The organism is Salinicoccus sp. Bachu38, assembly GCF_038561955.2.
Classification (GTDB): Bacteria; Bacillota; Bacilli; order Staphylococcales; family Salinicoccaceae; genus Salinicoccus; species Salinicoccus bachuensis.
In genome coordinates this window covers 2,116,224-2,128,978 of sequence record NZ_CP138333.2, presented here as the reverse complement: position 1 = coordinate 2,128,978, position 12,755 = coordinate 2,116,224, and the positions used below count along the sequence as shown (strand labels likewise).

The window sequence follows — 12,755 nt, the reverse complement described above, 5'->3', positions numbered from 1 at the left end:
AAAACGACAATACATGTCAAAAGGGGTTCAGATAAATGAGTGAAATACATATCCGGCCATTTATGGAAAAAGATAGACCGAGTCTTGCCGCCTTCAAACTGAGTGAGCAGCAGCAGATATATTCGAGCCTTCCTGTGGATGTGCTGGATGATGCGATCCGTGACCCTGATCGCACGCCCTGTGTCGTGTTGAACGAAACAGACGGGATCATCGGCTTTTTTGTACTTCACAAACACTATCAGCATGAAGGATATGCGACCCCCCACGAAGTGGTATATATTCGTTCCCTTTCAATCAATGAAGCCTTCCAGGGGCGGGGGTACGGCACGAAGGTGGCGATGTCGCTGCCCCTGTTCGTACAGGAGCATTTCGCCAATTTCGACCATCTGTATCTGGTTGTCGATGCGGAAAACCAGGGGGCCTGGAACCTGTATGAACGGGCGGGATTTGCACATACTGCAACCAAGGAGGATGGGCCGATCGGTAAAGAGCGCCTCTACTATCTTGATCTTGATCAGAAATATGTGCATAACATCAAGTTGAAAAAGGATGAGTCGGTCGAGTCCCCGAATATCAAAGTGGATATCATCCTCAACCAGAAGAAGCCGGTCGGGCACATTGATGGCGTGATCAATGGGGAAGTGCTGAATATTTCCCATCTGTATGTCGAAGAGTCGGAGCGCAACCGCGGTGTGGCATCCAGCGCTTTGAGGCAGCTCGGGACGTTTCTGAGGCGTGTGCTTCCTGATGTGAAGCAGCTGGTGGTCCACACGGACGATGCCAGGGACAGGGCACGGCTGTTTGAAAGGGTTGGGTTTGTCAGGCTTGAAGATGAGGACAGGAAGAAAAGATTGATGAAGTATATAAACTATTGAAATAGTGCTTGATTCATACAGAGTTTCCCTGTATGATATCCCTTGATATTCCAGACTGGAAAGGATGAATGAAATGAGACTGGACGAATACTCCAAAGAGATGATGGACGAGAATTCCTTCATCGATATGTCATATATGTATCTGCAGGATTCTGGCAAAGAGGCGAACCTGTATGACATCATCGATAAATTCAAGGAAATCGGAGGGTACTCCGATGAGGAAATCGAGAACCGCATACTGCAGTTCTATACGGACCTCAATACGGATGGCAGGTTCCTGAGTACCGGAGATGGTGTGTGGGGCCTCAGGGACTGGTATTCCATAGATGATATTTCCGATAAGATCGCCCCGACTATCCATAAGATTGAGCTGGCCGTGGAAGATGAGGAGCCGCAGATTGCCGAGGACGAAGATGACAGTGTCAGCGATGCTTTCGACCAGGACAAGGATCTTGTGGAATCCGATGTGGAGAATCTTGATTCCCCCCTCAACGGAGCTGAAGTGGAAGCCGAAGACGACCTCGACGACTCCCCGGACAAAACGATTGGGGAAGATGTCGAGTATGATGATACAGACGAACTTGAGGACAGCTACGAGGACAAACCGGATCTCTAGGCCTGCAACTTCCAGTTGACATTCATTAGAAAAGTGATATTATTTTTATTGGGCTCCCTGAAAAAGGGATTGTAAAGAACGGCTCCTTTTCACCAAGTGTGGAAGGGGGCCATTTTTATTTGCAGGTGGGAAAGTGTCGAACTTTCCTGCTGCATGACCGCACTAATCAGCCATCAATGACCTGGTGGCGACCAAGTTCTATAATCACAGGAGGAAGTGCAATGACTAAATATATTTTTGTGACTGGCGGGGTTGTTTCCTCTCTTGGCAAGGGCATTACAGCTGCGTCACTCGGAAGACTGCTGAAGGACCGTGGGTTCTCGATTACGATTCAGAAATTCGATCCATACTTGAACGTGGACCCGGGTACGATGAGCCCATATCAGCATGGGGAAGTGTTCGTCACCGAAGACGGAGCCGAGACAGATCTTGACCTTGGACACTATGAACGTTTCATCGATATCAATCTTCACAAATACTCCAACGTAACAGCCGGGAAAGTATACTCCGAAGTCATCCGGAAGGAACGCCGTGGCGACTATCTGGGTGGTACGGTCCAGGTAATCCCGCATATCACCAATGAAATCAAATCCCGTCTGATCCAGGCAGGGGAAGAATCCAATGCAGATATTGTGATCACTGAAATCGGTGGCACGACAGGCGATATAGAATCGTTGCCTTTCCTGGAATCCATCCGTCAGCTGAGAAGCGATCTCGGTCGCGAAAATGTCATGTATATACACTGCACACTTCTGCCATACATCAAAGCCGCAGGCGAAATGAAGACCAAGCCGACCCAGCACAGCGTGAAGGAACTGCGCGGCCTGGGCATCCAGCCGGATATGATCGTCGTGCGTTCGGAACACCCGATGGCCGAAGACTTGAGGGACAAGATTGCACTGTTCTGTGATATCGATAAGAAAAGTGTCATTGAGGCAAGAGACGAGGAGACGATCTATAATATTGTCATCCGGCTGCAGGAACAGCGGATGGACTCCCTTGTCATCGATCGTCTCAACATGACGGCTGATAAGGAAGCGGAACTCAAGGATTGGAAACACCTGCTGCAGAACCTGAACAGCATAGAAAGAAAGATTACAATCGGTCTGGTCGGCAAATACGTCACCCTGCAGGATGCGTATCTGTCGGTTGCAGAATCCCTGAGGCATGCAGGGTATGAGCGCCAGGCGGATATCGACATCAAATGGATAAATTCCGAACACCTCACAAAAGACAACTATGAAGCGGAGCTTGCGGAAGTCGATGGCATCCTCGTACCGGGCGGATTCGGGGAGCGTGGAGTGGAAGGCAAGATCTATGCACTTCAGTATGCCCGTCAGAACAATGTGCCACTCCTTGGCATCTGCCTCGGTATGCAGCTCGCCACTGTCGAGTTTGCCCGTAACGTGGCCGGACTCGAAGGCGCCCATTCCAGTGAACTGGATGAAAGTACGCCGCACCCGGTCATCGACCTGATGCCGGACCAGAAAGATGTAGTGGATCTCGGCGGCACATTGAGGTTGGGCAGCTTCCCGTGTGAAATCAAAGAAGATACGATTGCCCGGGAATTGTATGGCAAGGCGCATATAGATGAACGCCACCGTCACCGTTATGAGTTCAACAACCGTTATAAGGAGCAGCTGGAAGCGGAAGGCATGGTATTCTCCGGTACATCCCCGGATGGACGACTGGTGGAAATGATCGAACTTCGCGACCACCCTTACTTCGTTGCTGTGCAGTTCCACCCTGAATTCCAGTCCAGACCCACACGGCCGCACCCGTTATTCCAAGGTCTGATCAATGCATGTGTAAAATAAAGTTTCAAAAACCGTCCCGACTATTATTGTTGGGACGGTTTTTTGTTTAAAGCTGTAATAATGACAATCATTGTCATCATACATATAAGTTTCATAAAGTCCTTGTAATTTTATTCCTCCGTCAACGGTAAATAAAGTATAATATAAATAGATGTAAATACCTGGGGGGATGGGAAATGAAGAGGCTGCAACTATACTTTACAGTCGTCTCCGGCCTTCTTATTGCAGTGGGGTTCTATATGGAACGGTTTACTGGCATTTCATGGTATCCATTCGTCTTCATCCTGGCCTTCATCATCGGCGGGTGGTTCCAGGCAAGGGAAGGCATCACAACAACTGTCAATGAGAAGAAACTGAATGTTGAACTGCTGATGATCATCGCGGCGATCGGGGCGTCCATCATCGGCTACTGGTTCGAGGGCGCCATACTCATCTTCATCTTCAGTCTGAGCGGTACCCTCGAAGCTTATGCTGAGGGCAGGACGCGCGATGCCGTGCAGGCACTCATCAAGATGAAACCGAATGTCGCCAGCAGACAGCTGCCGGACGGGGAATATGAGGTTGTCAATGTCGAAGACCTCAGCATCGGCGATGTCGTCATGGTGCGCAGAGGGGATATATTCCCGATTGATGGAGTCATCATTGAAGGTGCGACGGAAGTGAACGAAGCATCACTGACGGGAGAGTCTGCGCTTGTTACCAAAAACCCAGATGATACCGTACTGACCGGCTCCATAAATGAAGGTGGTGTCGTTTCAGTCAGAATGACAGTGGATAATGAAGAAACGATCTTCAACAGGATGATCGAAATGGTCCGCGAGAGTGAAAGCGTTCCTTCAAAGCGTGCCCAGTTCATCGACCGATTTGAAAATAAATATGTATGGATCGTCCTCATAACGACAGCCTTCATGATGTTCGTGCCGCACTATGTTTTCGGCTGGGGCTGGAACGAAACATTCTACCGGGCAATGGTACTGCTTGTGGTTGCCTCTCCATGCGCGGTGGTGGCCTCCATCACGCCTGCAACACTGTCAGCCATTTCCACAAGCGCCAAAAATGGTGTGCTGGTCAAGGGCGGCAAGTTCATGGAGCAGCTGGATGATGTGGATTATGTACTGTTCGACAAGACGGGGACATTGACCAAAGGGGAGCCTGTCATTACACATTTCGAAGTGGAGAGCAAAGAGGATCGCTCGAGAATTGCCGCCCATATATATGCGCTCGAAAGAGGAAGCAACCATCCATTGGCTATGAGGATCAGCGATCATTTTGCAGAGTCACAGCAGAAGGGGCTTGAGGCCGAGAATGTCCATGATGTAGTTGGACGGGGAGTTGAAGGCCATGTCGACGGGCGCCTTGTCCAGGTGTTCAAGGCAGAGTCCGATGATTTCATGGAACCTTTCAAATCCGAACTTTTGGATACGGGGCATACGGTTACTGTGTATATTGAAGATGGAATTAAAAAGGCGCTCATTGCACTGAAGGACGTCGAGCGTCCGGAAGCGGCGGATGTCATCCAGAGGCTCAATGGGATAGGCAAGGAGACGGTCATGATATCCGGAGACAACCCGAAGGCGGCGGAATCGATCGCCAAGTCGATCGGGCTCAAAAAAGTAATCGGCAATCAGAGTCCCGAGGACAAGGTGAGGCATATCAATGCCTATAAGGAGAAGGGTGTCGTCATGATGGTTGGGGATGGTGTGAATGATGCGCCTGGCATCAAACAGGCGGATATTGGCGTGGCAATGGGAAAAGGCACCGGGATAGCACTTGAGACGGCAGATATCGTGCTGATGAAGGAGCAGCTTTCGAGGCTGCCGGAAATGATGCGGCTTTCTGCACGGCTCGACGGCGTCATCAAGCAGAACCTGATCTTCTCAGTCGCTGTCATCCTCGTGCTGATAACCTCCAACTTCTTTCAGGCGATCAACCTGCCGCTTGGCGTCATCGGACATGAAGGCAGTACGATCCTTGTCATACTGAATGGACTGAGGCTGCTCGCCAACAGGGAGTTCAATATGCCTCATTCGTCATTTCATCGACAAGAACATATAGATGATCGTAGAAGTATAGGAATGCAGAAATATAAGGGTTAACAATTTTGTCGAAATTTGGCGTCGGTATGAGGGGACGCGGGGATGACAAATCGATATAATGGTGAAGTTGATCCATCATTTCAGCCTCATGCTTGTTGTAGTTGGAAACAAGTACAAATTCCTTCCCGGCATCCTGGAGTCCTGTAATGAAGGATTTGACATCATCATCGAACTGATTGGCAATGACAAGCACACGATCGGGCGCATCGACGGCATCCTGGGAATCGAAAGCCCTTGTTTTCGGCAGGGCGAGAGAACCGGTCAGCAGGAATGGTTCAATCCCTTTGAAGTCATGGAAAGTCTGCAGGTGGATTTCGCCTTCGCTGCCCACGGCCTGGGCCAGGAGGCGTGCAGCCATTTCTATCTCCTCTTCCTGGGCGTTGATATGATTGTATATATTGGTCAATTGCGTCTGCAGTATTTTATCCATGTAATCTCTCCGTTCGGCTTGATGGTAATGCAATGTTACCAAAACATTGCCTGGAATTAAATGTTTTTGCTATAATCACGTAATGGAACGAACTTTTAGGAGGAAACTTATAATGCCTTTAGTATCAATGACGGAAATGCTCAATAAAGCAAGAAAAGAAGGATATGCGGTTGGCCAATACAATGTGAACAACATGGAATTCGCCCAAGCGATCCTCATGGCATCAGAAGAAGAGAATGCACCAGTCATCCTGGGTGTTTCGGAAGGTGCTGCGAAGTACATGAGCGGCATGAAGACGGTGGTCAAGATGATTGAAGGCCTCATGTCCGATATGAACATCACGGTGCCTGTGGCAATCCACCTCGATCACGGATCAAGCTACGAAAAGTGCATCGAAGCAATCGGTGCAGGCTTTACATCGGTCATGATCGATGCTTCCCATGGTCCTTTCGAAGATAACATTGCAACAACCAGAAGAGTGGTGGAATATGCACATGAAAGAGGCGTTTCTGTCGAAGCGGAACTCGGTGTAGTCGGCGGACAGGAAGATGATGTCATCGCAGATGGCGTCATCTATGCGGACCCTGAAGAGTGCCGTGAACTGGTTGAAAGGACAGGCATCGACTGTCTGGCTCCGGCACTTGGTTCTGTGCACGGCCCCTACAAGGGCGAGCCGAATCTTGGTTTCGAGGAAATGGAGGAGATCGGCAACCAATCCGATATTCCGCTGGTACTGCATGGTGGTACAGGCATTCCGACGAAGGACATCCAAAAGGCGATTTCCCTCGGTACAGCAAAGATCAATGTAAACACTGAAAGTCAGATTGCGTCTGCGAAACGTGTAAGGGAAGTCCTTGCCAATGATGCCGACGTCTACGATCCACGCAAATACCTCGGACCTGCGAGGGAAGCGATCAAAGAAACGGTGCAGGGGAAAATCAAAGAATTTGGTACTTCCAACAGAGCCTAAGGCGATGAAGCCGTCCCGATCGGGATGGCTTTTATTTGATTTATACAGGAAAGATGTATACAGTTTGGTAATATATATTATCCATTGCCGATTGTACGGTGATTATCCTATAATGAAACAATAACCTAGACGGAGGTGCGATCGATTTATGAAATATTTTATTGATACAGCGAACATGGACGAAATAAAAGAAATAAATGAGTGGGGTGTGCTTGCAGGTGTGACGACCAACCCTTCCCTTGTTGCAAAGGAAAAAGGCATTTCATTCCATGACCGGCTTGTGGAAATATGCGAGCTTGTAGGCGGTCCAGTGAGTGGAGAAGTCATTTCCCTTGATGCAGGCGGCATGATTGAAGAGGGCCGGGAACTTGCCAAGCTCCATGAGCATATCATCGTCAAGATTCCCATGACGGAAGAGGGCATGAAGGCTGTCAAAGTATTGTCCGGTGAAGGCATCAAAACAAATGTCACCCTGGTATTCAATACTGTCCAGGCGCTCACTGCTGCACGGTCCGGTGCGACCTACGTGTCCCCGTTCATTGGAAGGCTTGATGATATCGGACTCACAGGCCTCGACCTGATTGCGGACATCAAGCATATTTTCACTGTGCATGATATCGATACGGAAATCATAGCCGCTTCCATCAGGAACGAGTCCCATATCCATGGCTCGGCAATTGCGGGTGCGCATATTGCGACGATTCCGTATAAAGTTCTGAAGAAGCTGACGCAGCATCCTTTGACGGATAAAGGAATCGACAAGTTCCTGGAAGATTGGAACAGTATAAAGGGCCAATAGGCGGTCTGCCATATAAGGAGAAGAATTATGGGTAAAGAAGTAATTAAAGTCAGGGGCGGCAGTACGCTGTCTGGTGAAGTTGAAATCAGCGGTGCAAAGAACAGTGCGGTGGCACTGATTCCTGCCTCATTGATGGCTTCAGAAGGGAAGGTCGTATTGGAAGGCCTTCCGGAAATCTCCGATGTCAAGACATTGATGAGCCTTCTGAATGACTTGAATATAGAGACGTATCTCGACGGGACAACGCTCGAAATCAACGCCGAAGACGCGGAGAACATGCCGCTTCCGAACACCAAAGTACAGTCACTCCGTGCATCCTACTATATGATGGGCGCAATGCTGGCACGATTCAAAAAATGTGTCATCGGCCTGCCCGGCGGATGTCCGCTCGGACCCCGTCCGATCGACCAGCATATCAAAGGCTTCGAGTCCCTGGGCGCGAAGGTGACCAATGAACATGGGGCCATGTACCTGGTGGCGGACAAGCTGAAAGGTGCAAAGATCTTCTTTGATGTCGTTTCCGTTGGAGCGACCATCAATCTGATGATTGCAGCGAGCTGTGCCGAGGGGAAGACCATACTTGAGAATGTGGCAAAAGAGCCTGAAGTGGTGGATGTTGCTTCCTTGCTGAACAATATGGGGGCTGACATCCGTGGTGCGGGTACGGATACCATCAAGATCAATGGTGTGGAAAAACTTCATGGTACACGGCATAATATCATCCCGGACCGCATCGAAGCAGGTACCTATATGATTACCGGAGCGGCCGTCGGCGATAACTTCACGGTCCGCAACATCATTCCCACCCATATGGAATCACTGACTGCCAAGCTTGAGGAACTGGGTGTGGAGATTGAAATCGGGGATGACTTTGCAACAATCACAAAGCCTGATGCATATAAGCCGATTTCTGTGAAAACCCAGGTTTATCCTGGATTTGCAACGGATCTCCAGCAGCCGTTGACCCCTCTGTTATTCATGGCGGGCGGTGTAAGCAAAATCACCGAAACAATCTACCCTGCACGGTTCAGGCATGTGGATGAACTGGTGAGGATGGATGCCAAAATCGAGCAGAATAGCGGCTCGGCGCTCATCTTCCCTTCCGAGCTCAAAGGCACGCATGTCTATGCGAGCGATTTGAGGGCAGGGGCCTGCCTGCTGATTTCCGGCCTGACGGCAGAGGGTGTGACAACCATCCATAACGTCAATCATATCGACCGCGGGTACACGGACATCGTCAAAAAACTCGACCACCTGGGCGCAGAAATCTGGCGCGAGGAAGTGGACGAAGACTGATATGGAACATCGGCTCGGACTGCCCAGGCAGTCCGAGCCTGCTGTGTTCAGGAGACGGATTCCCGGCCCGTCTCCATCTTTCCTTTTGTAAAACAATGGTGTAGAATATGGAATGGCTAAAATCCCCCCCTCTTCCCAACCCCTCTCTTGAAAGAGCATAAACCCCAATACATGAAAGTGAAGTGAATATATGGCTGAAAGAGAATCCACAGGATTGAAGTATGAGTCCTTTGATGCACTCTATAAGAAGAACAATACCAAGGAACTGACTGTACGGGCGAAAGAGCTGGGCCTGTCCAACTACAGCCGTCTGAATAAAAAGGAGCTTGTCCTTGCCATAATGGAAGCCGAGATGGAAAAGGACGGAAACTATTATATGGAAGGAATCCTGGATGACATCCAGCCTGACGGCTACGGATTTCTGAGAACCGTCAACTTTTCAAAAGGGGAGAAGGATATCTACATCTCCGCTTCCCAGATAAGAAGATTCGAATTGAAGAAAGGGGACAAGGTTACTGGAAAAGTGCGCCGTCCCAAAGAGAATGAAAAATACTACGGCCTGCTGCAGGTGGACTTCATCAATGACCAGAATGCCGAACATATCAAAAAGAGGCCCCATTTCCAGGCATTGACGCCACTCTATCCCGAAGAGCGCATCAGGCTGGAGAACAAGCCGACAGATCTCTCGACACGCATCATGGACCTTGTTACACCAATAGGCTTTGGCCAGCGGGGGATGATCGTTGCACCACCCAAGGCGGGCAAAACATCCCTGCTCAAGGAGATTGCAAATGCAATCACCAAGAATCATCCGGGCACAAAGCTCTTCATTCTTCTGATCGGCGAACGTCCGGAAGAGGTGACGGATCTCGAACGCTCCGTGGAAGATGCGGAAGTCGTGCATTCGACTTTTGACGAACCGCCGGAACATCATGTCAAGGTCGCTGAGCTATTACTCGAGCGCACGAAGCGTCTCGTCGAGATGGGCGAGGATGTCATCGTACTGATGGATTCGATCACCAGACTGGCCCGTGCGTACAATCTTGTCATCCCGCCGAGTGGACGGACGCTTTCAGGCGGACTGGATCCGGCAAGCCTGCACAGGCCGAAGCACTTCTTTGGTGCAGCAAGGAATATAGAGGCGGGCGGCAGCCTGACGATCCTCTCCACCGCACTTGTGGAAACGGGCAGCCGCATGGATGATGTCATCTATGAGGAGTTCAAAGGTACCGGGAATATGGAACTGCACCTTGACCGCAGTCTGAGCGAGCGCAGAATCTATCCGGCAATGGATATCAGAAGGTCGAGCACAAGGAAAGAGGAGCTTCTTCTTGATAAGAGGGAGCTGGATGTACTCTGGCAGTTGAGAAACCTCTTCACCGATGCACCGGACTTTACAGAACGTTTCCTGAAGATACTCAAGCAGACCAGGACGAACGAGGAGTTCTTTGATGTATTGAGGCAGCGGATGCTGTCCTCCCAGTCCACAGGTCGGCCTGTAATCTGACTGAGCATCACCCCTTGATTTTTTGCAGGAAACCATGTATACTATATAAGTATTGAAGTGGGAAACCACTAATAAACTCTGTGCCAGATGGTTCAGGGCAAAGGAGCTGGAAATAATGAAACAAGCAATTCATCCGGAATATAACAAAGTCAACGTCGTTTGCTCATGCGGCAACGAATTCGAAACGGGTTCAGTAAACAATGAAGACATCAAAGTAGAGGTCTGCTCTGCATGTCACCCATTCTACACTGGACGTCAGAAATTCGCTTCTGCAGATGGCCGTATTGAAAAATTCAACAAAAAATTCGGTTTCAAAAGCGCAAACGAATAATAGTATACAACTGTACTGGAGTTACACTCCAGTGCAGTTTTTTTGTGCCCAAATATGGTATAATTGACGAGATTAAAGAGACGAAAAGGTGAAAATTACATGTTTGATCAACTCGAAATAATTGAAAATCGGTATGAACAGTTGAATGAGATGCTGAGTGACCCTGATGTGGTCAGTGATTCGGACAAGCTGAGGGAATACTCCAAGGAGCAAAGCGACCTCCACAAGACAGTGGAAGTTTTCAGGGAATATAAGCAGAAGAAGGAAACGATTGAAGAATCACGCATGATGATGGGTGAAACGGACGATAAGGAAATGCTGGAAATGCTCAAAGAGGAGATTTCCGAATCCGAAAAGGCAATCCCGGAGCTTGAAAGCCGGTTGAAGCTTCTCCTCATTCCGAAGGATCCAAATGATGACAAGAACGTCATAATGGAGATACGCGGAGCAGCAGGAGGCGATGAAGCCCAGATTTTTGCAGGAAACCTCTTCAGGATGTACTCGCGCTACGCAGAAGAGAACGGATGGAAGACGGAGATCGTCGAAGCGAATGCCAATGACCATGGCGGCTATAAGGAAATCAGCTTCCTCATCCAGGGGAACGGCGCCTATTCCAAACTCAAGTTCGAAAACGGTGCGCACCGTGTACAGCGTGTACCGGAAACCGAATCCGGAGGCAGAATCCATACTTCCACTGCAACGGTGGCCGTGCTGCCGGAAGTGGAGGATGTGGAAGTGGAAATCCGCAATGAAGATCTCAAGATAGATACCTACCGTTCAAGCGGTGCCGGCGGACAGCACGTCAATACGACGGATTCTGCAGTGCGTATCACCCACCTGCCGACAGGCACAGTGGTGACTTCACAGGATGAAAAATCGCAGATCAAGAACCGGGAGCGTGCAATGAAAGTGCTGAAAGCCCGTGTTTATGACATGATGCTGCAGGAAGCAGAGGCGGAATATGCCGAGAAGCGGAAAAGTGCTGTCGGTACGGGGGACCGTTCCGAAAGGATCCGGACATACAACTACCCGCAGAATCGTGTGACAGACCACAGGATCGGTCTGACGATCCAGAAACTCGACCAGATCATCGAGGGGAAATTGGATGAAATCATCGATGCCCTGACGATCGAAGAACAGACGAGCAAGCTGGAAGAATTGAATAATGCCTCCCTATAGCTACAGGGAGATGGTCAAAGAGGCGAAAGCCTCTTTGAGCTTATCCGGAGAAGAAACACGTCCGGCGATGCTGCTGCTGGAAGATCTATTCGGCATGGGGACGGCGGATTTTCTGCTGGATGGCGACCGTGAGGTGCCGCCATCCGACCACGACCGTTACACACGGGCGATAGCGCGAATCAGGAATGGAGAACCCTACCAGTACGTAGTGGGGTCTGCATGGTTCTATGGTGAGAAGTTCAAAGTATCACGGGAAACGCTGATCCCCCGCAACGAAACCGAGGAGCTTGTAGAGCTTGTGCTGGAGTTGGAGCAGGATGACGGCAGGAAGGTTGTGGACATCGGGTGTGGTACCGGAGTCATCGGATTGACGCTGGCGGCTGCATGGGATGATAATGAAGTGGTCCTTACCGACGTCTCCGGGGCGGCACTCGATATTACAAAGGAAAACGCGCGGAGTCTGGGAGTGGATTCCGAAATCATGCAGGGAAATCTGTTTGAGCCATTGATGGCAGAAAACACGAAAGTGGACTGTGTGATTTCAAACCCGCCCTATATTGGCTATAATGAAATGGAAGACATGGGGGACTCTGTCATCAACCATGAACCTGCACTGGCACTGTTTGCCGAAGATGAGGGGCTTGGCCTGTATAAAAGGATGATAGATCAGCTGGAGCATGTGCTGCATGCAGGAGGTACGGTCTATTTTGAAATCGGCTGGAAGCAGGGGGCGGCACTATCCGACTATGTCACGATGCGGTGGCCGAAAGTGGTGCCACAGGTGAAGAAGGATATGAATGGGAATGACAGAATACTCTACTTCAGATGGGAGGTCTAGT

12 protein-coding genes are annotated in these 12,755 nt (G+C 49.8%); 11 read left to right on the top strand and 1 reads right to left on the bottom strand.

What is annotated here, in order from left to right; all coding sequences use genetic code 11:
- Positions 1–35: 35 nt before the first annotated feature.
- From RQP18_RS10880 to RQP18_RS10865, 4 genes are all read left to right on the top strand, one after another.
- On the top strand, positions 36–875 hold the full coding sequence (locus RQP18_RS10880) for a GNAT family N-acetyltransferase (RefSeq protein ID WP_342387702.1): 840 nt from the start codon (positions 36–38) through the stop codon (positions 873–875).
- A gap of 73 nt (positions 876–948) precedes the next feature.
- Entirely contained in the window at positions 949–1,491 is a 543-nt protein-coding gene (gene rpoE, locus RQP18_RS10875; protein ID WP_342387701.1) for a DNA-directed RNA polymerase subunit delta, read from the top strand.
- A 221-nt stretch (positions 1,492–1,712) separates the two neighbouring features.
- Positions 1,713–3,308: a CTP synthase gene (locus tag RQP18_RS10870; RefSeq protein WP_342387700.1), complete on the top strand. Its 1,596-nt coding sequence runs from the start codon at positions 1,713–1,715 to the stop codon at positions 3,306–3,308.
- A 176-nt stretch (positions 3,309–3,484) separates the two neighbouring features.
- The gene (locus RQP18_RS10865) at positions 3,485–5,404 is read left to right on the top strand and encodes a heavy metal translocating P-type ATPase (RefSeq protein WP_342387699.1); all 1,920 of its coding nucleotides are present in this window, start codon (positions 3,485–3,487) and stop codon (positions 5,402–5,404) included.
- On the opposite strand, the gene RQP18_RS10860 is transcribed toward RQP18_RS10865, so the two are convergent.
- Positions 5,322–5,834, bottom strand: coding sequence for a DUF2529 family protein (locus tag RQP18_RS10860; RefSeq protein ID WP_342387698.1), 513 nt, complete (start codon positions 5,832–5,834; stop codon positions 5,322–5,324). The genes RQP18_RS10865 and RQP18_RS10860 overlap by 83 nt on opposite strands.
- Before the next feature lie 112 nt (positions 5,835–5,946).
- On the opposite strand from RQP18_RS10860, the gene RQP18_RS10855 reads away from it, so the two are divergent.
- The 7 genes from RQP18_RS10855 (at position 5,947) to prmC (ending at position 12,754) form a co-directional block, all read left to right on the top strand.
- Positions 5,947–6,804: a class II fructose-bisphosphate aldolase gene (locus RQP18_RS10855; protein WP_342387697.1), complete on the top strand. Its 858-nt coding sequence runs from the start codon at positions 5,947–5,949 to the stop codon at positions 6,802–6,804.
- Between the two features lie 148 nt (positions 6,805–6,952).
- The gene (gene fsa / locus RQP18_RS10850; protein ID WP_342387696.1) at positions 6,953–7,603 is read left to right on the top strand and encodes a fructose-6-phosphate aldolase; all 651 of its coding nucleotides are present in this window, start codon (positions 6,953–6,955) and stop codon (positions 7,601–7,603) included.
- A gap of 27 nt (positions 7,604–7,630) precedes the next feature.
- Positions 7,631–8,899, top strand: coding sequence for a UDP-N-acetylglucosamine 1-carboxyvinyltransferase (locus tag RQP18_RS10845; protein ID WP_342387695.1), 1,269 nt, complete (start codon positions 7,631–7,633; stop codon positions 8,897–8,899).
- A 190-nt stretch (positions 8,900–9,089) separates the two neighbouring features.
- Positions 9,090–10,406 carry a transcription termination factor Rho gene (gene rho, locus RQP18_RS10840; protein ID WP_342387694.1) on the top strand — a complete coding sequence of 439 codons (1,317 nt, stop codon included), beginning with the start codon at positions 9,090–9,092 and terminating at the stop codon, positions 10,404–10,406.
- Positions 10,407–10,521: 115 nt separating this feature from the next.
- The gene (gene rpmE / locus RQP18_RS10835; protein WP_342387693.1) at positions 10,522–10,737 is read left to right on the top strand and encodes a 50S ribosomal protein L31; all 216 of its coding nucleotides are present in this window, start codon (positions 10,522–10,524) and stop codon (positions 10,735–10,737) included.
- 99 nt (positions 10,738–10,836) lie between these two features.
- Positions 10,837–11,916: a peptide chain release factor 1 gene (gene prfA, locus RQP18_RS10830; protein WP_342387692.1), complete on the top strand. Its 1,080-nt coding sequence runs from the start codon at positions 10,837–10,839 to the stop codon at positions 11,914–11,916.
- Complete coding sequence (gene prmC, locus RQP18_RS10825) at positions 11,903–12,754, top strand: peptide chain release factor N(5)-glutamine methyltransferase (protein WP_342387691.1); 852 nt, start codon at positions 11,903–11,905, stop codon at positions 12,752–12,754. The genes prfA and prmC overlap by 14 nt, the downstream gene beginning before the upstream one ends.
- The last annotated feature ends 1 nt before the right edge of the window (position 12,755 follow it).

What these genes read in the sequence shown, in the direction of transcription:
- prmC (WP_342387691.1), top strand. Translation starts at nt 11,903, where the DNA reads ATGCCTCCCTATAGCTACAGGGAGATGGTCAAAGAGGCGAAAGCCTCT.
- RQP18_RS10855 (WP_342387697.1), top strand. Translation starts at nt 5,947, where the DNA reads ATGCCTTTAGTATCAATGACGGAAATGCTCAATAAAGCAAGAAAAGAA.
- RQP18_RS10880 (WP_342387702.1), top strand. Translation starts at nt 36, where the DNA reads ATGAGTGAAATACATATCCGGCCATTTATGGAAAAAGATAGACCGAGT.
- fsa (WP_342387696.1), top strand. Translation starts at nt 6,953, where the DNA reads ATGAAATATTTTATTGATACAGCGAACATGGACGAAATAAAAGAAATA.
- prfA (WP_342387692.1), top strand. Translation starts at nt 10,837, where the DNA reads ATGTTTGATCAACTCGAAATAATTGAAAATCGGTATGAACAGTTGAAT.
- RQP18_RS10870 (WP_342387700.1), top strand. Translation starts at nt 1,713, where the DNA reads ATGACTAAATATATTTTTGTGACTGGCGGGGTTGTTTCCTCTCTTGGC.
- RQP18_RS10845 (WP_342387695.1), top strand. Translation starts at nt 7,631, where the DNA reads ATGGGTAAAGAAGTAATTAAAGTCAGGGGCGGCAGTACGCTGTCTGGT.
- RQP18_RS10865 (WP_342387699.1), top strand. Translation starts at nt 3,485, where the DNA reads ATGAAGAGGCTGCAACTATACTTTACAGTCGTCTCCGGCCTTCTTATT.
- rpoE (WP_342387701.1), top strand. Translation starts at nt 949, where the DNA reads ATGAGACTGGACGAATACTCCAAAGAGATGATGGACGAGAATTCCTTC.
- rpmE (WP_342387693.1), top strand. Translation starts at nt 10,522, where the DNA reads ATGAAACAAGCAATTCATCCGGAATATAACAAAGTCAACGTCGTTTGC.
- rho (WP_342387694.1), top strand. Translation starts at nt 9,090, where the DNA reads ATGGCTGAAAGAGAATCCACAGGATTGAAGTATGAGTCCTTTGATGCA.
- RQP18_RS10860 (WP_342387698.1), bottom strand. Translation starts at nt 5,834, where the DNA reads ATGGATAAAATACTGCAGACGCAATTGACCAATATATACAATCATATC.